The sequence below is a fragment of the Arthrobacter sp. 05L428 genome, assembly GCF_056397665.1.
In genome coordinates, this window is sequence record NZ_JBFTNW010000001.1 from 354,609 (window position 1) to 372,660 (window position 18,052).

At 64.3% G+C, this 18,052-nt stretch carries 24 protein-coding genes; 20 read left to right on the plus strand and 4 right to left on the minus strand.

The window, feature by feature from the left end:
- Nucleotides 1-16 precede the first annotated feature (16 nt).
- From rplN to map, 12 genes are all read left to right on the plus strand, one after another.
- Nucleotides 17-385, plus strand: a complete 369-nt coding sequence (gene rplN, locus AC1DH3_RS01730; RefSeq protein ID WP_003803789.1) for a 50S ribosomal protein L14 — start codon at nt 17-19, stop codon at nt 383-385.
- Nucleotides 386-388: 3 nt separating this feature from the next.
- A complete protein-coding gene (gene rplX / locus AC1DH3_RS01735) occupies nt 389-748 on the plus strand; it encodes a 50S ribosomal protein L24 (RefSeq protein ID WP_066436866.1) in 360 nt (119 codons plus the stop codon).
- Nucleotides 748-1,329, plus strand: a complete 582-nt coding sequence (gene rplE, locus AC1DH3_RS01740; RefSeq protein WP_056425240.1) for a 50S ribosomal protein L5 — start codon at nt 748-750, stop codon at nt 1,327-1,329. Before rplX ends, rplE begins: the two co-directional genes overlap by 1 nt.
- A gap of 80 nt (nt 1,330-1,409) precedes the next feature.
- Nucleotides 1,410-1,808 carry a 30S ribosomal protein S8 gene (gene rpsH, locus AC1DH3_RS01745; protein ID WP_056737814.1) on the plus strand — a complete coding sequence of 133 codons (399 nt, stop codon included), beginning with the start codon at nt 1,410-1,412 and terminating at the stop codon, nt 1,806-1,808.
- 18 nt (nt 1,809-1,826) lie between these two features.
- Nucleotides 1,827-2,363 carry a 50S ribosomal protein L6 gene (gene rplF, locus AC1DH3_RS01750; RefSeq protein ID WP_028269576.1) on the plus strand — a complete coding sequence of 179 codons (537 nt, stop codon included), beginning with the start codon at nt 1,827-1,829 and terminating at the stop codon, nt 2,361-2,363.
- A gap of 2 nt (nt 2,364-2,365) precedes the next feature.
- On the plus strand, nt 2,366-2,749 hold the full coding sequence (rplR, locus tag AC1DH3_RS01755) for a 50S ribosomal protein L18 (RefSeq protein ID WP_018773674.1): 384 nt from the start codon (nt 2,366-2,368) through the stop codon (nt 2,747-2,749).
- A 26-nt stretch (nt 2,750-2,775) separates the two neighbouring features.
- Nucleotides 2,776-3,456, plus strand: coding sequence for a 30S ribosomal protein S5 (rpsE, locus tag AC1DH3_RS01760; RefSeq protein ID WP_441417037.1), 681 nt, complete (start codon nt 2,776-2,778; stop codon nt 3,454-3,456).
- 3 nt (nt 3,457-3,459) lie between these two features.
- Nucleotides 3,460-3,666 carry a 50S ribosomal protein L30 gene (gene rpmD / locus AC1DH3_RS01765; protein WP_056626615.1) on the plus strand — a complete coding sequence of 69 codons (207 nt, stop codon included), beginning with the start codon at nt 3,460-3,462 and terminating at the stop codon, nt 3,664-3,666.
- On the plus strand, nt 3,667-4,161 hold the full coding sequence (gene rplO, locus AC1DH3_RS01770) for a 50S ribosomal protein L15 (protein WP_011692793.1): 495 nt from the start codon (nt 3,667-3,669) through the stop codon (nt 4,159-4,161).
- Nucleotides 4,162-4,348: 187 nt separating this feature from the next.
- The gene (gene secY, locus AC1DH3_RS01775) at nt 4,349-5,659 is read left to right on the plus strand and encodes a preprotein translocase subunit SecY (protein WP_476908457.1); all 1,311 of its coding nucleotides are present in this window, start codon (nt 4,349-4,351) and stop codon (nt 5,657-5,659) included.
- Nucleotides 5,660-5,664: 5 nt separating this feature from the next.
- Complete coding sequence (locus AC1DH3_RS01780; RefSeq protein WP_441417836.1) at nt 5,665-6,234, plus strand: adenylate kinase; 570 nt, start codon at nt 5,665-5,667, stop codon at nt 6,232-6,234.
- Between the two features lie 109 nt (nt 6,235-6,343).
- Nucleotides 6,344-7,171 (plus strand): type I methionyl aminopeptidase, encoded by an 828-nt coding sequence (gene map / locus AC1DH3_RS01785; protein ID WP_441417038.1) that lies wholly within the window; start codon nt 6,344-6,346, stop codon nt 7,169-7,171.
- Between the two features lie 121 nt (nt 7,172-7,292).
- Here the strand turns inward: map and AC1DH3_RS01790 are convergent, their stop codons facing one another.
- The 3 genes from AC1DH3_RS01790 to AC1DH3_RS01800 are packed head-to-tail and all read right to left on the minus strand — an operon-like array spanning nt 7,293 to nt 10,572.
- Nucleotides 7,293-8,639 carry an ABC transporter substrate-binding protein gene (locus tag AC1DH3_RS01790; protein WP_441417039.1) on the minus strand — a complete coding sequence of 449 codons (1,347 nt, stop codon included), beginning with the start codon at nt 8,637-8,639 and terminating at the stop codon, nt 7,293-7,295.
- A 59-nt stretch (nt 8,640-8,698) separates the two neighbouring features.
- Entirely contained in the window at nt 8,699-9,625 is a 927-nt protein-coding gene (locus AC1DH3_RS01795) for a carbohydrate ABC transporter permease (protein ID WP_476892122.1), read from the minus strand.
- Entirely contained in the window at nt 9,622-10,572 is a 951-nt protein-coding gene (locus AC1DH3_RS01800; RefSeq protein ID WP_476908458.1) for a carbohydrate ABC transporter permease, read from the minus strand. The genes AC1DH3_RS01795 and AC1DH3_RS01800 overlap by 4 nt, the downstream gene beginning before the upstream one ends.
- Before the next feature lie 234 nt (nt 10,573-10,806).
- On the opposite strand from AC1DH3_RS01800, the gene AC1DH3_RS01805 reads away from it, so the two are divergent.
- From AC1DH3_RS01805 to AC1DH3_RS01840, 8 genes are all read left to right on the plus strand, one after another.
- Nucleotides 10,807-11,808, plus strand: a complete 1,002-nt coding sequence (locus AC1DH3_RS01805; RefSeq protein WP_476908459.1) for a P1 family peptidase — start codon at nt 10,807-10,809, stop codon at nt 11,806-11,808.
- Nucleotides 11,809-11,989: 181 nt separating this feature from the next.
- Nucleotides 11,990-12,211: a translation initiation factor IF-1 gene (infA, locus tag AC1DH3_RS01810; protein WP_009358723.1), complete on the plus strand. Its 222-nt coding sequence runs from the start codon at nt 11,990-11,992 to the stop codon at nt 12,209-12,211.
- A 69-nt stretch (nt 12,212-12,280) separates the two neighbouring features.
- Complete coding sequence (gene rpmJ / locus AC1DH3_RS01815) at nt 12,281-12,394, plus strand: 50S ribosomal protein L36 (protein WP_009358722.1); 114 nt, start codon at nt 12,281-12,283, stop codon at nt 12,392-12,394.
- A 184-nt stretch (nt 12,395-12,578) separates the two neighbouring features.
- Complete coding sequence (rpsM, locus tag AC1DH3_RS01820; protein WP_024366110.1) at nt 12,579-12,953, plus strand: 30S ribosomal protein S13; 375 nt, start codon at nt 12,579-12,581, stop codon at nt 12,951-12,953.
- Nucleotides 12,954-13,005: 52 nt separating this feature from the next.
- Entirely contained in the window at nt 13,006-13,407 is a 402-nt protein-coding gene (gene rpsK, locus AC1DH3_RS01825; RefSeq protein ID WP_018773682.1) for a 30S ribosomal protein S11, read from the plus strand.
- Nucleotides 13,408-13,533: 126 nt separating this feature from the next.
- Nucleotides 13,534-14,544, plus strand: a complete 1,011-nt coding sequence (locus AC1DH3_RS01830; RefSeq protein WP_024366109.1) for a DNA-directed RNA polymerase subunit alpha — start codon at nt 13,534-13,536, stop codon at nt 14,542-14,544.
- 75 nt (nt 14,545-14,619) lie between these two features.
- Nucleotides 14,620-15,186 carry a 50S ribosomal protein L17 gene (rplQ, locus tag AC1DH3_RS01835; RefSeq protein ID WP_441417043.1) on the plus strand — a complete coding sequence of 189 codons (567 nt, stop codon included), beginning with the start codon at nt 14,620-14,622 and terminating at the stop codon, nt 15,184-15,186.
- Nucleotides 15,187-15,217: 31 nt separating this feature from the next.
- Entirely contained in the window at nt 15,218-16,108 is an 891-nt protein-coding gene (locus tag AC1DH3_RS01840; RefSeq protein ID WP_441417044.1) for a tRNA pseudouridine synthase A, read from the plus strand.
- 121 nt (nt 16,109-16,229) lie between these two features.
- Here AC1DH3_RS01840 and AC1DH3_RS01845 read toward each other — a convergent pair whose 3' ends face one another.
- Nucleotides 16,230-17,918, minus strand: a complete 1,689-nt coding sequence (locus AC1DH3_RS01845; protein WP_441417045.1) for a sensor histidine kinase — start codon at nt 17,916-17,918, stop codon at nt 16,230-16,232.
- Nucleotides 17,919-18,052: the final 134 nt, after the last annotated feature.

Sequence of the window (18,052 nt, forward strand, 5' to 3'; positions counted from 1 at the left end):
ACGCAAGGAGTAAATAGTGATTCAGCAGGAGTCGCGACTCAAGGTCGCCGACAACACGGGTGCTAAGGAAATCCTTACCATTCGCGTTCTCGGTGGATCTGGCCGTCGCTACGCAGGCATTGGCGACGTGATCGTCGCTACCGTCAAGGACGCAATTCCGGGCGGCAACGTAAAGAAGGGCGACGTCGTCAAGGCTGTCATCGTCCGTACCAAGAAGGAACGCCGCCGTGCGGATGGTTCCTACATCAAGTTTGACGAGAACGCAGCTGTGATCCTGAAGAACGACGGTGACCCCCGCGGTACCCGTATCTTCGGACCGGTTGGTCGTGAACTTCGCGACAAGAAGTTCATGAAGATCGTTTCTCTGGCTCCGGAGGTGCTCTAGTCCATGGCTAAGATCAAAAAGGGTGACCTGGTTCAGGTCATCACTGGCGCCAAGGCTGAGCGCGGCGGCGACCGTGGCAAGCAGGGCAAGGTTCTGCGCGTATTCCCGGAGACCAACCGCGTGTTGGTTGAAGGCATTAACCGCGTAACCAAGCACACCAAGGTCGGTCAGTCGCAGCGCGGCACCAAGACCGGTGGCATCGAGGTCGTTGAGGCTTCAATCCACATCTCCAACGTGGCTCTGGTTGACCCCTCCACCAAGAAGCCCACCCGCGTCGGTTTCCGCACCGAGACCGTTGAGCGCGATGGCGTGAAGCGTGAAGTGCGTGTCCGCGTGGCCAAGAGCTCAGGGAAGGACATCTAATGACTGAGACTCTCGAGACTCCGGCAAGCAAGATCGTTCCTCGTCTGAAGACCAAGTACGCGGATTCCATCAAGAGCTCGCTCGTTGAGGAATTCAAGTACGAGAACGTCAACCAGGTTCCCCGTCTGGTGAAGGTCGTTGTGAACATGGGTGTTGGAGATGCCGCCAAGGACTCCAAGCTGATCGACGGCGCTGTCCGCGATCTGACCCTGATCACCGGCCAGAAGCCGCAGGTAACCAAGGCCCGCAAGTCGATCGCACAGTTCAAGCTGCGCGAAGGCATGCCGATCGGTGCGCACGCAACTCTGCGTGGCGACCGCATGTGGGAATTCCTGGACCGTCTGGTCACGCTGGCACTGCCGCGTATCCGCGACTTCCGGGGCCTCAGCGGCAAGCAGTTCGACGGCAACGGCAACTACACCTTCGGTCTGACCGAGCAGGTTATGTTCCACGAGATCGACCAGGATTCCATTGACCGCGTTCGCGGCATGGACATCACCGTCGTGACCACTGCCAAGACCGACGACGAAGGCCGCGCGCTGCTCAAGGCGCTTGGCTTCCCGTTCAAGACCGAAGATTAATCTAGCTACGTAAAAGGTCCGGCTGCCTGGCTTTGTTTCCAGGACAGCGGAAACCGTTATGAGGAAGGGCAAGAGCCCACATGACTATGACAGATCCTGTCGCAGATATGCTTACGCGTCTGCGCAATGCAAACTCGGCATACCACGATTCCGTGTCTATGCCTTACAGCAAGCTCAAGGCACGCGTTGCTGACATCCTGAAGGCAGAAGGCTTCATCGCCTCCTGGAAGGAAGAAGACGCGGAGGTTGGCAAGAAGCTGACCCTCGAGCTCAAGTTCGGTCCGAACCGCGAGCGTTCCATCGCTGGCGTTCGTCGTATTTCCAAGCCGGGACTGCGCGTTTACGCAAAGTCCACCAACCTGCCGCACGTGCTGGGTGGCCTGGGTATCGCAATCCTGTCCACCTCTTCCGGCCTCCTGACTGACAAGCAGGCCGGCAAGAAGGGCGTGGGCGGCGAAGTCCTCGCTTACGTCTGGTAACGGGAAAGGAAGAGAATAATGTCACGTATTGGACGTCTCCCCATCACCGTTCCTGCCGGCGTTGAGGTCAAGGTTGACGGCTCTGTCGTCAGCGTCAAGGGTTCCAAGGGCGAGCTGAGCCACACTGTGGCCAGCCCGATCGAGGTCACCCTGGAAGATGGCACCCTGACTGTCGCCCGCCCGAACGACGAGCGCGCCTCCCGTTCGCTGCACGGCCTGACCCGCACCCTGATCGCCAACATGATCCAGGGCGTTACCGCAGGCTACGAGAAGAAGCTTGAGATTGTCGGTACCGGTTACCGCGTCCAGGCCAAGGGTTCTGACCTTGAGTTCGCTCTGGGCTACAGCCACCCGGTCAACGTCTCGGCTCCGAACGGCATCACCTTTGCAGTTGAGACCCCGACCAAGCTCTCTGTTTCAGGTATCTCCAAGCAGCAGGTCGGCGAGGTTGCTGCCAACATTCGCAAGCTGCGGAAGCCGGACCCCTATAAGGGCAAGGGCATCCGCTACGCCGGCGAAGTCATCCGCCGCAAGGTCGGAAAGGCTGGTAAGTAACCATGGCCATCGCAATTAACAAGAAGCGTACGAACAAGAGCAAGTCTGCCCAGCGCAGCCGCCGCCAGCTTCGTATCCGCAAGCGCATCTCCGGTACGGCTGTACGTCCGCGTCTGGTCGTCAACCGTTCCGCACGCCACGTATTCGTCCAGGTTGTCGATGACACCAAGGGCCTGACCGTAGCGAGCGCGTCCACTCTGGAAGCCGACCTTCGTGCATTCGACGGTGACAAGACCGCCAAGGCCAAGCGCGTTGGCGAGCTCGTCGCCGAGCGCGCCAAGGCTGCCGGTATCGAAGCTGTTGTCTTCGACCGCGGTGGTAACAAGTACCACGGCCGGATCGCCGCCGTCGCTGACGGCGCACGTGAAGGTGGGCTGGCACTGTGACCGAAAATAACGAAAAGGACATTCAGGTGACTGAAGCTGTAGCTGCTCCGGCAACTGAGACCGCTGCGCCTGCTACCACTGACGACCGCCGTGGTGGCGCCCGTCGTGGCGAGCGTGGCGACCGCGGCCAGGGCCGTGGCGACCGTGGTGGCCGTGGTGGCCGCGACGGCGGCCGCGAAGCCGAGAAGAGCCAGTTCGTAGAGCGCGTCGTAACCATCAACCGCGTTTCCAAGGTCGTCAAGGGTGGTCGTCGCTTCAGCTTCACCGCCCTCGTCGTCGTCGGTGACGGCAACGGTATGGTCGGCGTCGGCTACGGCAAGGCTAAGGAAGTTCCCGCCGCCATCGCGAAGGGCGTTGAAGAGGCCAAGAAGTCCTTCTTCCGCGTTCCCCGCATCGGCAGCACCATCCCGCACCGCGTGCAGGGCGAAGCCGCTGCAGGCGTTGTCATGCTGCGTCCGGCTTCCGCCGGTACCGGTGTTATCGCCGGCGGTCCGGTCCGTGCAGTACTGGAGTGCGTGGGCATCCACGACATCCTCTCCAAGTCGCTCGGTTCCTCCAACGCCATCAACATCGTTCACGCGACCGTTGATGCGCTGAAGCGCCTCGAAGAGCCGGCAGCAGTGGCAGCACGCCGCGGCCTCCCGCTCGACGAGGTCGCTCCGCCGGCAATGGTGAAGGCGCTCCTGAACCAGAAGGCAGGTGTCTGAGTCATGGCTAAGAACCTGATTCCCTCCGACGCTCAGTTGGAGATCACTCAGATCAAGTCCGCCATTGGCGGCAAGCAGAACCAGCGCGACACCCTTCGCTCCCTCGGCCTGAAGCGGATCGGACACACCGTTGTCCGCACCGCCGACGCCGTGACCGTCGGGATGCTCAACACGGTTCCGCACCTGGTAAAGGTAGAGGAGGCGAAGTAAATGGCAGAGAAGAACACCGCCGAGAAGGCACAGGGCGCCGCTGCTGAGAAGCAGAACGCACTGAAGGTTCACCACCTGCGTCCCGCCCCGGGTGCCAAGACCGCCAAGACCCGCGTTGGTCGTGGTGAAGGTTCCAAGGGTAAGACCGCTGGTCGCGGTACCAAGGGTACGAAGGCCCGCTACCAGATCAAGGCTGGCTTTGCCGGCGGCCAGCTGCCGCTGCACATGCGCCTGCCGAAGCTGCGCGGCTTCAAGAACCCGTTCCGGGTTGAGTACCAGGTTGTAAACCTGGACAAGCTCAACGAGCTGTTCCCGGAAGGTGGCGCAGTCACCGTGGAGAACCTGGTCGAAAAGGGTGCCGTTCGCAAGAACCAGCCCGTCAAGGTGCTGGGCACCGGCGACATCACCGTCAAGGTTGACGTCACCGTCCACGCATTCTCGGCCAGCGCCGCAGAAAAGATTGCTGCAGCAGGCGGAAGCACCACCGCCCTCTAAAGAGGCGGCGGGGCAGTTGCCCGTTGTTGAAACTCCCGGCACCGTGGGGCTCAGGCCCCCGGTGCCGGGAGTTTTTTCTGTTTCCCGGCCATGCCGATTGTTCGCCGGACGCATCCACCCGTTAGACTCGGTTGTTGGGTTTATTTGACCTATCTCACACGACTTTACTTATTACTCAGGAGGACGCTTGCTTAGCGCATTTGGCCGGGCCTTTCGCACGCCTGATCTGCGACGCAAGTTGTTGTTCACGCTGGGAATCATCACAATCTTCCGCTTGGGTGCCTTCATCCCCTCGCCTGGTGTGAACTACCAGAATGTCCAGCAATGCTTGCAGAACGGTCAGACCTCGGGCGGGATCTACCAGCTCGTCAACCTGTTCAGCGGCGGTGCATTGCTGCAGGTCTCAATTTTCGCGCTCGGGATCATGCCGTACATCACGGCAAGCATCATCGTCCAGCTGCTCCGCGTGGTCATTCCCCGGTTCCAGCAGCTCTACGAAGAGGGCGCCTCGGGCCAGTCCAAGCTGACCCAGTACACCCGGTACCTGACGATCGCCCTGGGCCTCCTGAACGCCACGACGCTGGTGTCGCTGGCGCGCTCCGGCCAGCTGCTGCCGAACTGCCAGCTGCCGATCATTCCGGACGCGAGCATCATCACCACGATCCTGATCATCATCACGCTGACGGCCGGCACCGGCCTGATCATGTGGATGGGCGAGCTCGTCACCGAGAAGGGTGTGGGCAACGGCATGTCGCTGCTCATCTTCACCTCGATCGCTGCCGGCTTCCCGACGTCCCTCGGCGCCATCTGGAAGGCGCAGGGCCCGGGCACCTTCTTTACGGTCCTCGTCATCGGCCTGCTGACCGTGGCCCTGGTCGTCTTCGTTGAGCAGTCCCAGCGCCGCATCCCGGTGCAGTACGCCAAGCGCATGATCGGCCGCCGCACCGTGGGCGGAACCAGCACCTACATCCCCATCAAGGTGAACATGGCCGGCGTCGTGCCCGTCATCTTCGCGTCCTCGATGCTGTACCTGCCGGGCCTGATCTCCCAGTTCAACCGGCCTGCGCCGGGCGAGCCCGTCGCGCCGTGGGTTGAGTGGATCAACAACAACCTCACCCGCGGTGACCACCCCATCTACATGGCCCTGTACTTCGCCATGATTGTGTTCTTCACTTACTTCTATGTTGCGATCACTTTCAACCCTGAGGAAGTTTCTGACAACATGAAGAAGTACGGCGGCTTCATTCCGGGTATCCGTGCCGGCAAGCCGACCGCGGATTACCTGCAGTATGTGCTTTCCAGGATCACCCTGCCCGGCGCGATCTACCTGGGCTTTGTGGCCCTGATCCCGCTGATTGCCTTGGTCCTGATCAACGCCAACCAGAACTTCCCGTTCGGCGGCACCTCGATCCTGATCATGGTGGGCGTAGGTTTGGAGACCGTCAAGCAGATTGATGCTCAGCTACAGCAGCGTCACTACGAAGGGCTTTTGCGATGACGAGAATGTTGATTATCGGACCTCCCGGTTCCGGCAAGGGAACGCAGGCGGAACGCATTTCGGAGCGACTCGGCGTCGTTGCGATCTCCACCGGCGACATCTTCCGTGCCAACGTCAAGGGTGAGACGCCGCTCGGCATCGAAGCCAAGAAGTACATGGACGCGGGCGACTTCGTCCCGGACAGCGTGACCAACAAGATGGTCCGGGACCGCCTCACGGAGGACGACGTCGAAGCCGGCTTCCTGCTGGACGGCTACCCGCGCACCACCGCGCAGGTGGACTACCTCGACGCGATCCTCGCCGACGCCGACCAGAAGCTCGACGTCGTCCTGCAGCTCACGGCCGACGACGAGGAACTCGTCAAGCGCCTCCTGGGCCGCGCCAAGGACACCGGCCGCAGCGACGACAACGAAGCCGTGATCCGCCACCGACTGGACCTCTACCACGGCCAGACGGAAGCCGTGGTGGCCAAGTATGCCGACCGCGGCATCCTCACCCAGGTCGACGGCATCGGCGGCATCGACGAGGTCACCGACCGCGTCATGCAGGCCATCAAAGCGGCGCAGTCCGCCTGATCCGGCCCGTGACTATTGAGGCTCCTCCCGCAGTGCCGGGAGGAGCCTCAGCCATTTGTCCGCACACCCCCTGCGGGGTGGCTGCGGCACCACCGAAAGGACGCTGAGGATGGCATTCGGCCAGACCCGCATTGAATACAAGACCAACGCCCAGATGCGGACCATGCACGAGGCCGGGCTGGTGCTGAGCCGCGCGCTCGACGCCGCCGTGGCGGCAGCCGTCCCCGGAGTGACCACCCGCGACCTCGACGCCGTCTTTGCCGGCGTGCTCCAGGACGCCGGAGCGAAGTCCAACTTCCTCGGCTACCACGGCTTCCCGGCCACCATCTGCACCTCGGTCAACGAGGAGGTGGTGCACGGCATCCCCGGCGACCGTGTCCTGCAGGACGGGGACATCATCTCGATCGACGGCGGCGCCATCGTGGACGGCTGGCACTCCGACTCGGCCCGTACCGTGATCGTCGGGACGGCGGACCCCGAGGACCAGCGGCTCTCCGACGTCACCGAGGCGGCCATGTGGCACGGCATCGCGGCGCTGGCCACCGGCAAGTTCGTCGGCGACATCGGCAACGCTGTGGACGACTACGTTTCCTCCGTGCCCGGGAAGCCGCTGGGCATCCTGGAGGACTACGTGGGCCACGGGATCGGCTCCGAGATGCACATGGCCCCGGACGTGCTGAACTACCGTACGGGCCACCGCGGCCCCAAGATCCGGCCCGGACTGTGCCTGGCAATCGAACCCATGCTGGTCCGCGGCAGCATCGAAACCGCCACCCTCGACGACGACTGGACCGTGGTCACCACCGACGGGAAGCGCTCCTGCCAGTGGGAGCACTCCGTGGCGGTGCACGAGAAGGGCATCTGGGTGCTTTCGGCCCCCGACGGCGGAGCCGCGAAACTGGCACCGCTCGGCGTCGTACCCGTCCCGATTCCCTAAGCGTTTCTTTCGCGGCTCCCTAGCGATGCGCTTGGCGGCTTGTGATACGACGAATCCCTGGCGACGCTGGTATTCCAGCGTCGCCAGGGATTCGTCGTATCCTCAGGCAGTGAGCGCAGCGTCAGCTCTTGAGCTTCGGCTTCACGTCCTTGGTGTAGATGCCCTCGAGGGTGGTCTTGAGCTCGGTCATGGTGGCCTTGACGTCGCCCTGCTGGGTGAGGATCTTCGCGGCGGCTTTGGCCATTTCCTGGTCCGCGCCCGGCAGGAACACCCGGGCGTTGTCCTGGACGTGGGTAACCGCGAGCTGGTCGATGGCCGTCTTGATCTGAGGCGTCTTGGCGAGCACCGCGGTCATGTCGGCGGACGTCCGGGTCGGCATGTAGCCGGTCGCGGCGGAGAACGCGGCGGTGTTCTCCGGCTCGGTCATGAACTTCAGGAATGTCGCGGCAGCGAGCTGGACTTCCTTGCTGACACCGCTGGGGATGCCCAGTCCGGCGCCGCCGGTGGGGCAGACACCGCTTTCCTTCTTCGGGCCGCCCGGGAGGAAGCCGACGCCCACGTTGAACTTGGCGGAGCTCAGCACGCCCAGCAGGGAGCCGGTGGAGGCGATCGTGGCGGAGGTGATGCCGGCCGCGAAGTCGTCCGCGGCCTCCTTGGAGGAGACACCCGCCCACTTGTCCTTGTAGATCGAGTCCTGGGCCCACTGGAGCGCCTCCACCGACTCGGCGGAATCACAGTTGATGGTCCATTCGTTGGACCAGCTGCCGCCCCAGCCCCAGAGGTTGTTCTGCAGGGTCCAGCCGGCGTATCCGGCCAGTGCGGGATAGATGTAGGCGTACTGGGCGCCGGAGCTGGCCTTCAGTTTCGGGGCCCACTCGGCGAACTCCTGCCAGGTCTTGGGCGCCCGGTCCGGCAAGCCGGCGGCCTTGAAGTGGTCCTTGTTGTAGTAGAACAGCGGGGTGGAGCGGCCGTAGGGGAGGGCCCACTGCTTGTCGGCGTACTGGTAGTCGGCGACGAGTGACTTCTGGAAGTCGTCAACCTTGATGTCCAACTGCTTGATCAGGTTGTCGAGCGGGATGATGTTGCCGTTGGTGTAGTACCGGAACCACCAGACGTCCGAGAGCACCACAAGGCCGGGCAGGGCCGACTTCGCTGCCTGGGAGGTCTGGAACTTCTGCGCGATTTCCTCGTAATTGGCGCCCGCAGTGATCAGGTTGACCTTGATGTCCGGGAACTTGGCCTGGAACTTCTCGATGATCGCCTTTTCCACGTCCTGGGACTTGCCCGGGTGGTTGGTCCAGAAATCGATCGACGAGGCCGGCTTCACGCCGCTGAAGTCGATGTCCGCCGCGCCGGAGGCCCCGGTGCCGCCTCCCGTGGACGGGCCGCCGCAGGCCGCCAGGGCCGCGGCCCCTGCGCCCGCGCCGGCCAGGCCAAGGAAGTGTCTGCGGCCAAGATTCGTTGCCATGGTGGATCCTCTCAAAAGTGTTGACTTGTTGTGATGGTGGGGTGCATTCGGAGGCGGCGTCACCCGGTGACGCTGCCCTGGGTGAGGCCGGCCACGATGTAGCGTTGCAGCGCCGCAAAGACCAGCAGGATCGGAACAATCACCAGGACCGCGCCGGCCATCAGGATGCCCCAGCCGGAGCCGTTGCCTTCAGAGTTCTGCAACAGGGTCAGGCCCACGGGCAGCGTCATGGTTTCCGGCCGGTCGGTGATGATGAGCGGCCAGATGTAGTCGTTCCATTCGCTCACGACGGTGACCAGGGCGACGGTGGCGATGGAGGGGCCGGAGACCGGGACGACGACCTGCCACAGCCGGCGCCAGTGCCCCGCGCCGTCGATCTCGGCAGCTTCCAGGATGGAGCCGGGCAGCGTCATGAAGTGCTGGCGGAGCAGGAAGGTGCCGAAGGCGGTGCCCAGCCCGGGCAGGATGATGCCCCAGAGGGTGTTCTTGCCACCCAGGCCCGCGATCAGGATGTAGTTGGGCAGGATGGACACCTGCGGCGGCACCATCAGCGCGACCAGGATGAGGATGAAGATGACGTTCTTGAACGGAAAGCGGACAAAGACCAGGGCGTAGGCCGTCAGGATGGCCAGGATCACCTTCACGGTGGCGCCCACCGTGGTGACGATCAGGCTGTTCAGGAAGAACCTGGCGAAGGGCACCGTCGTCATCGCTACGTGGTAGTTGTCCAGGTTCACGCTTTCCGGCAGGATCTTCAGGTCCGTCGTGACGATCTCGCCCGGCTGCTTGAAGGAGCTCAGCACCATCCAGAGCAGCGGCAGCACCACCACGAGGGTGGCGAGGATGAGCGGGACGTAGCCGGCGGCAATTGTCTGGACCAGGTTTGCGCGGGAAAACGGCCGCTGCCGTTGCGGTGGAACCTCGGGGCCGGCGGCGGGTCCGGCGTTAGCAGCGGGATCGGGGTTCACGGGAGAGAGTGTGCTCACGAGTAGTGCACCTTCCGTTCTACGAACCGCACCTGCAGCACGGTGATGACCAGGAGGATGGCGAAGAGCACCACGGAAATGGACGCCGAGTAGCCGGCCCGGTTGAAGGCCCCGAAGGCCTGCAGGTACGCCTCGTAGATCAGGGTGGACGTCCCGTTGCCGAGCGGGGTCATGATCCGGATCAGGTCGAAAGCCTGCAGCGAACTGAGCATCGTGGTGATCAGCAGGAAGAACGTGGTGGGGGAGAGCAGCGGGACCGACATGCTGACGAAGCGGCGGAACCCGTTGGCGCCGTCCAGCGACGCCGCTTCCATGACGTCCTGGGGCAGCGACTGGAGGCCGGCGAGGTAGACGACGGCGCAGTAGCCGAGGTTTTTCCAGATGTAGACCGTGATCACCATGACCAGGGAGAGCTGCGGATCGTTGATCCATTGCGGGCTCTGCTGGCCGATCCCGCGGAGCAGCCAGGACAGCACCCCGTAGCCGGGGTCGAAGATGAACAGCCAGACCAGTCCGACGCCGACCCCGCTTAGCACGTAGGGGGCGAAAACGGCGGACCGGGCGAAGGTGGTGCCGCGGACCTTGGAGTTCAAGGCGAGGGCCACCAGCAGTCCGAGGACCATGGACCCGCCGACCGTGATGACGGTGAAGATGGCCGTGGTGCCCAGCACCTTGGGGGCGTCGGCGCTGGTGAAGAAGTTGATGTAGTTGTCGAAGCCGACGACCGTGGCGGAGGCGGAGCCCAGCGTCCAGTCCAGCGTGGAGTAGTAGATGTTGTTGATGAGCGGGAGGTAGGTGAACACCGCTATCAGTGCCAGGTTCGGCAGGGCCAGCGCAAGGAACACGATGAAGTCCCTGCGCGTCCGGGCAGACCAGCGTCCCCGGCGCTGGTCCCGCGTGACGGTCCCGGCGGTAGCCACGGGACTGTCCGTCAATTGTCTAGTCATAGGGCGTCTCTAACGGATCCGGGCCTGCCGAGGGCAGGCAGTTGGGCGGGGGATCAAGAACACTTCACCACACGCTGGGTGGGCGGAACCCCGCACAAGGCCTTGTCAGAGCTTTGTTATGTCAGGCTTCCTTGCCCGTTTACCTATTGTTGGTTGCAGTATTCCACAACGTTCGTTTGCGGGCGGGGAGATCGCGGCGCCTGGTTTCCCGGCGGCGGGGCGCACAATGGAGCCATGATGGCGATTACGGATGTGCCCGGAATCCGCGTGGGCCATGCCGCCCGGACCGGGGAGGGCTGGCAGAGCGGTGTCACGGTGGTCCTGCCGCCCCCGGGGACGGCAGGCTCGGTGGACGTCAGGGGCGGCGGTCCCGGTACGCACGAGACCGACGCGCTCGACCCCACCACGCTGAGCACCGCCGTCGACGCCGTGGTCCTGACCGGGGGCAGCGCCTTCGGGCTGGCGGCTGCCCACGGCGCCCAGCGCTGGTGTGAGGAGCAGGGGAGGGGCTTCCCCGTGCCCGGCGGCGTGGTGCCGATTGTCCCCGCGGCGGCCATCTTCGACCTGGGCCGCGGCGGCGACTTCGCCGCCCGCCCGGACGAGGCCATGGGCTATGCCGCCGCCGCCGATGCCGCCGCACACCAGGAGGGGCACGACGTCGAACGAGGCAACGTGGGAGCCGGCACCGGCGCAGCTATCGGCCGGGGCCAATTCAAGGGCGGAGTAGGCACGGCCTCGATCACCTTGGACAACGGCGTCGTCGTCGGGGCGCTTGCTGTAGTCAACGCGCTGGGACTCCCATTTGTGGTGCCTACGGGAAATCCCGAACCCTCCGCGCGCTCGGTCGTTCCTCCCTTAGACGCGCGCTTCCGGGTTCCCGATTCCCCGTCGGCGAATGCCGCGCCGCCCCTCAACACAACCCTCGTCGTCGTCGCGACCAACGCCGTATTGGACAAGGCCGAGTGCAAGCGGACAGCATCGGCAGCCCACGCCGGCCTCGCCCGGGCGCTGAATCCAAGCCATACGCTGGCCGACGGCGATACGGTCTTCGCGCTCTCCACTGGCGCCGTCGCGCTGGACCGCAGTACCGACACCGCACGGCAGTTGAGCCTGATAAACCTGCAGAGCGCGGCAGCCGACGTCGTCCGGCTGGCCATCCTGGACGGGATCGCCGCGGCGGCGGAGGTGGAGACCCCGGCGGGGCGCTTTCGTGCATACGGGGACGGAGTGCGCTAGCATGGCTGGATTTAACATTCGGCCCGCAATGCCGTAGTGTTGACTGTTGGTTGTCTGCCCTGTTGTGCCCTTTTGTGGCCTGGTGGCAGCAGGCAAGCTAGCAAAACAAGCAATTAAAATCGTCCGCAGTGATCGTCGGTGCAAGCCGGAGGGGCTGTGGCAACAACAGTTAGCGGAGGGTATGGCCAAGAAGGACGGGGTCATTGAGATCGAGGGCGTTGTGACCGAGGCGCTGCCTAACGCGATGTTTCGCGTTGAGCTCACCAACAAGCACATCGTTCTGGCACACATCTCTGGAAAGATGCGCCAGCACTACATCAGGATTCTCCCTGAGGACCGGGTAGTGGTGGAGCTGAGCCCGTACGACCTGACACGTGGTCGTATCGTCTACCGCTACAAGTAAACACTGGCCGGCCAGGGCATTAGCCAAAGGCCGGTCCAGCTGACCAACTGCAACACGCAAAGGAACGCCATGAAGGTCAAGCCGAGCGTCAAGCAGATCTGCGAAAAGTGCAAAGTGATCCGCCGTAATGGCCGGGTCATGGTGATCTGCGAGAACCCGCGCCACAAGCAGCGCCAGGGCTAATTTCCTTCACCGGAAACCCTGGGTTGCTAACCCACGCAAGTAAATAAAAAGGCAGCACAAGCTGATCTGGGACACTGAGCAATAACGAGTCCGGACAGCTAACCCCCGGTCGGAGGCTGGGGCCGTACGGACTGTACGGGTGTACTGCCTACGACCTCCGGTTTATTCAAGGAGCACTGCCACTATGGCTCGTCTCGCTGGCGTAGACATTCCCCGCGAAAAGCGGTTGGAAATTGCGCTTACTTACATCTACGGCGTGGGCAAGACCCGTGCACACGAAACCCTGGCTGCCACCGGCATCAGCGCGGACGTTCGGGTCAAGGACCTGTCCGACGCCGAGCTCGTCCAGCTGCGTGATTACATTGAAGGCAACTACAAGGTTGAGGGTGACCTTCGCCGCGAAGTAGCAGCAGATATCCGCCGCAAGGTTGAAATCGGCAGCTACGAAGGTATTCGCCACCGTAAGGGCCTGCCAGTGCGCGGACAGCGTACGAAGACGAACGCGCGCACCCGCAAGGGCCCGAAGCGCACCGTCGCAGGCAAGAAGAAGACCCGCTAAATCCCTCGGGATTAGCTCGTCTTCCCCCCGATAACTTTCTGTAGGAGAAATAATGCCCCCGAAGACTCGTGGCGCGGTTCGCAAGCCGCGTAAGAAGGACAAGAAGAATATCGCGCTGGGCCAGGCGCACATCAAGAGCACCTTTAACAACACCATCGTTTCCATCACGGATCCGAACGGTGCTGTCATCTCCTGGGCTTCGTCCGGTGAGGTTGGCTTCAAGGGCTCACGTAAGTCCACCCCGTTCGCAGCCCAGATGGCCGCCGAAGCCGCCGCAAAGCGCGCTCAGGAGCACGGCATGCGCAAGGTTGACGTATTCGTCAAGGGACCGGGATCCGGACGCGAGACCGCAATCCGTTCACTGCAGGCCGCTGGCCTCGAGGTTGGATCCATCCAGGATGTAACCCCCAGCGCGCACAACGGCTGCCGCCCGCCGAAGCGCCGCCGCGTCTAAGTCTTAGCCGGAGCTTGCCCGGACCCTCGCCGGTCCGGGCAAGCCCAGCCGCGTTAAGTCTTCAGACCGATCTTTCCACCACCTGTGTTGCGTCATATAGCGGATGCTCGCCGAAAGGAAACCTAAGTGCTCATTGCACAGCGCCCCACCCTCTCCGAAGAGGTCGTCTCCGATAACCGCTCCCGTTTCATCATTGAACCGCTGGAGCCGGGCTTCGGTTACACCCTCGGAAACTCCCTCCGCCGTACCCTGCTCTCCTCCATCCCCGGTGCCTCTGTAACGAGCATCCGGATCGATGGCGTGCTGCACGAGTTCACCACGGTTCCGGGTGTCAAGGAAGATGTCACCGAGATCATCCTGAACATCAAGAACCTGTCGGTCTCCTCCGAGCACGACGAGCCGGTTGTTGCTTACCTGCGCAAGCAGGGCCCGGGAGTCGTCACCGCCGCGGACATCGCTCCGCCGGCCGGCGTCGAATTCCACAACCCGGATCTGCACATTGCCACGCTGAACTCGAAGGGCAAGTTCGAACTCGAACTAACCATCGAGCGCGGCCGCGGCTACGTTTCGGCAGCTCAGAACAAGTCCGGCGACTCCGAGATCGGCCGCATCCCGGTCGACTCGATCTACTCGCCGGTCCTGAAGGTTACTTTCCGCGTGGAAGCTACCCGTGTTGAGCAGCGCACTGACTTCGACAAGCTGATTGTCGACGTTGAGACCAAGCAGGCCATCGCCCCGCGCGATGCGGTTGCTTCGGCCGGTACCACCCTGGTGGAACTGTTCGGTCTGGCCCGCGAGCTGAACACCGCAGCTGAAGGTATCGAGATTGGCCCGTCGCCGACGGATGCTGCCCTGGCAGCAGACATGGCTCTGCCGATCGAGGATCTGGACCTCACCGTCCGTTCCTACAACTGCCTCAAGCGTGAGGGCATCCACACCGTGGGTGAACTCGTTGCCCGCTCCGAGGCTGACCTGATGGACATCCGTAACTTCGGTGCGAAGTCCATTGATGAGGTCAAGGCGAAGCTCGTTGAACTGGGTCTGTCCCTCAAGGACTCCCCTCCCGGTTTCGACCTCGCAGCCCGCGCCGCAGCCATCGAAGAGGACGACGCCGCTTTCAGCGACGACGAGCTCTAAAACAGATCTTGGCCAGCAGGCTGGACGCACCGCAGCGTGCGCAGCCCGCCGGCTTCCATATGAGGAGAAACTATAATGCCTACCCCCGCTAAGGGTCCGCGCCTCGGAGGCGGAGCGGCTCACGAGCGTCTTATGCTCGCGAACCTGTCCGCCGCACTGTTCGAGCACAAGCGGATCACCACCACGGTGACCAAGGCCAAGCGCCTGAAGCCGTACGCCGAGCGCCTGGTGACTTTCGCCAAGCGCGGTGACCTCGCTTCCCGCCGTCGTGTACTCGGCCTGATCAGCAACAAGGGCATCGTCCACGAGCTGTTCACCGACATTGCACAGGCAGTGGAGAACCGCGACGGCGGCTACACCCGTATCACCAAGATCGGCAACCGCAAGGGCGACAACGCTCCCATGGCTGTCATCGAACTGGTTCTCGAGCCGGTTTCCGCCAAGCAGGCCGTGGTAGCCGAGGCTACTTCCGCTGCGAAGCGCGATGCCGACAAGAAGGACGCTGACAAGGCTGAAGCCGCTCCGGTCGCCGAGACTGAAGCTGCCGAGACCGAAGAGGCTCCCGAAGCTGAGGTCGCCGAGACCGAAGAGGCTCCGGCCGCCGAGGAAGCTGCTGCAGAGTCCGAGAAGGACGCGAAGTAATTCGCTAGAACCTTCTTATAGACTTAAGTCTATGAACGAGCTCAAACCCGCTGCCCCCGTTATGGGGGGCGGCGGGTTTTTGCGTATCCGGCTGGATCTTTCGTACGACGGCGGCCCGTTCAGCGGCTGGGCCCTGCAGCCCGGCCGCCGTACCGTGCAGGGCGTCCTGGAAGAGGCCCTCGCCCTGCTGATCCGCCGGCCGGTCCGCGTCACCGTCGCCGGTCGCACCGACGCCGGCGTGCACGCGCGCGGACAGGTGGTGCACGTGGACCTGAGTGAAGCGGAATGGCAGGGGCTGAACCGCGGGGCCGAACTCGACCCTGCTGCGGCCCTGCTCCGGCGGCTGCGCGGCGCGCTGAGCCGCGGGCTGGGCGAGCTCAGCGGCGCGATCGAAGTGCACCGGGTTGCCCTGGCGCCGGAAGGCTTCGATGCCCGGTTCTCCGCGCTGTGGCGGCGCTACAGCTACCGGATCGCGGACGGGGCGGCCCTGTGGGATCCGCTCGGCCGGTACTCGACGCTCTGGCACAAGGAGCAGCTGGACACCGCGTTGCTGAACGAAGGCGCCTCCCAGCTGCTGGGGCTGCAGGACTTCCGTTCCTACTGCAAGCCCCGCGAAGGCGCCACGACCATCCGGGAACTGCAGCGTTTCGAGTTCACCCGGGGCGCTGACGGCGTCATCGTCGCCACGGTCCAGGCTGACGCCTTCTGCCACAACATGGTCCGTTCGCTCGTGGGATCGGCGCTCTACGTCGGAGCCGGCGTCGAGCAGCCCGGGTGGCTCTACGAGCGGCTGATCGCCCGCCAGCGGGATGCCCGGTCCGTCCTTGCCGCCCCGCACCCGCTGGTCCTTGAAGAGGTGGCGTACCCCTCCGCTAGCGGGCTGCTGGCACGGGCCGAGCTGACGCGCGCCCTTCGCAAATAGCCCGCGGCCGAGTTTCCCCGTCTTTGACGGCACCAAAGCCGGCAAGGACGGCGGGTCGGCGCAACACGCCGGGCCACGGCGCCGAAGTTGGGGAGTTCCGACCGGCGACTGACCCGAGGGACTAGAAAGCGGCAGGGTGGCCGTCTGCCGGCAGGTCCACGGTAAAGGTGCTCCCGCAGCCGGGGAGGGTGCTGCAGGTGATGGAGCCACCGTGGCCCTCCACGATCGCCTTGGTGATGGACAAGCCCAGCCCGGCCCCGGGGATTGCGCCGTCCCGTACGGCCGGACTCCGGAAGAAGCGGGTGAAGACCCTTTCGGCGTCGGCAGCGGTCATGCCGATGCCGCTGTCCTCCACCTGCAGCAGCACACGGCCGTCGTCGGCCCAGGCCGAGACAGTCACCGCGCCGCCATCCGGCGAGTATTTGATGGCATTGGAGACCAGGTTGTCCAGCGCCTGGCTGATCCGCAGCGGGTCCACATTCGCCCACAGCGGCGCCGGCACGTGCATCGCCAGGGACACCCGCGAGGACTGGGCATGCGCCTGGGCCGAGCCGAGGCTCGCCTCCACCAGGCCGGCCAGGTCGGTTTTCCTTGGGTGGACCTGAACCGCTGAGCTGGCGGACATCAGCAGGTCGGAGACGAGCGCCAGCAGCCGCTCGGCGTTGCGCTGCGCCACCTCGATCCGGCGCAGCACCGGCAGGGGCAGTTCATCGCCCAGGACCAGGTCCAGGTTGCCGATGATCGACGTCAGCGGTGTCCGGAACTCGTGCGAGACGGTCGCGACCACGTCTTCCTTGGCAGCAAGGGCATTGACCAGCCCGGTGACCTCGTTGTACACGACGACGGCGCCGCCGAAGCCGCCGTCGTCGTTTTTCAGCGGCCTCGCCCCGGTGGACACAACCCGGCTGCCCGGCGCTTCCCCGAAACAGACAAGGTGGTCCGCGAAGGACTCGCCCTCCAGCGCCCGGCGGAGCGGGCGCCGGGCAGGCGGGAGCAGCGTGGTCTGGTCCCGCCCGGTTAGCAGCAGTTGGTCTTCCCAGCCCGGATCCGCGGGCCCGGCAGGCCCGGGAATCGCCGCGGCCGCCTCGAGCCGTGCCTGCCAGCTGTTGGTGAGCAGTCGGCGGCCGTTCGCGCCGATCGCGACGATGCCGACGTCGACCGTGTCCAGGATGGTATTCAGCAGCCGTTCACGCTCCCGGCTTTCCGCGAGGAGGGCCTGCAACTCCGCCTCCTTGGCTTCGACCTTGCGCTGCTGGCGCCACAGCTGCGCCCTGGCGAACTGCATGGCCAGGGCGACTGCCAGGGTCATCAGTGCCAGGAGCACGACGGTGGCGCCGCGCCCCGGGCTGTCCCCGGCGCCGGCGGCAAAATACCAGGGCAGACCTGCCAGCAGCGGCCCCAGGAAGCTGACGGCCGCGATGACGGCGGGGGAGAGCTGCGAGGCGGCGATCCAGACGACGGGAAGCACTGACAGCACTCCGAGGCCCGGTAGTTCCTCGGCGGCCGCCACCCGGCTGAGTCCGATCGCGGCGAGGTCCAGGACCGGAATCGCCAGGGGCGCCAGCGGCCCGAACCGTTGCCACGGCACGAGGAGGCAGGCCAGGAGAAGTGCGGCATGAAGGGCGAGGGAGATCTGGCCCCAGCCGTTGGCCAAGTGGAGGCTCCAAGCGGCCGGCGCGGCCGTCAGGCCGGCGCCGAACAACAGGGTGAGTGGTAGCTGGCTGAGCAGCACACGGGCGCGCGGGTGCAGGGCGCCCAGGCGGCGGTCCACGCCCGCGCCACGAAACAGCCGCTGTTCACCCAATGACAAGCGCCCCTTCCTCGCAACTGGAGTTTACATTGCTGTCACACCTACTTGACACTAAACATATTATTGTTGCCCGTGTTACTGCGCCGGAGACCGAAATTGGGGCCCTTGGTAGGTATGGTGGCAGGACATGTGTA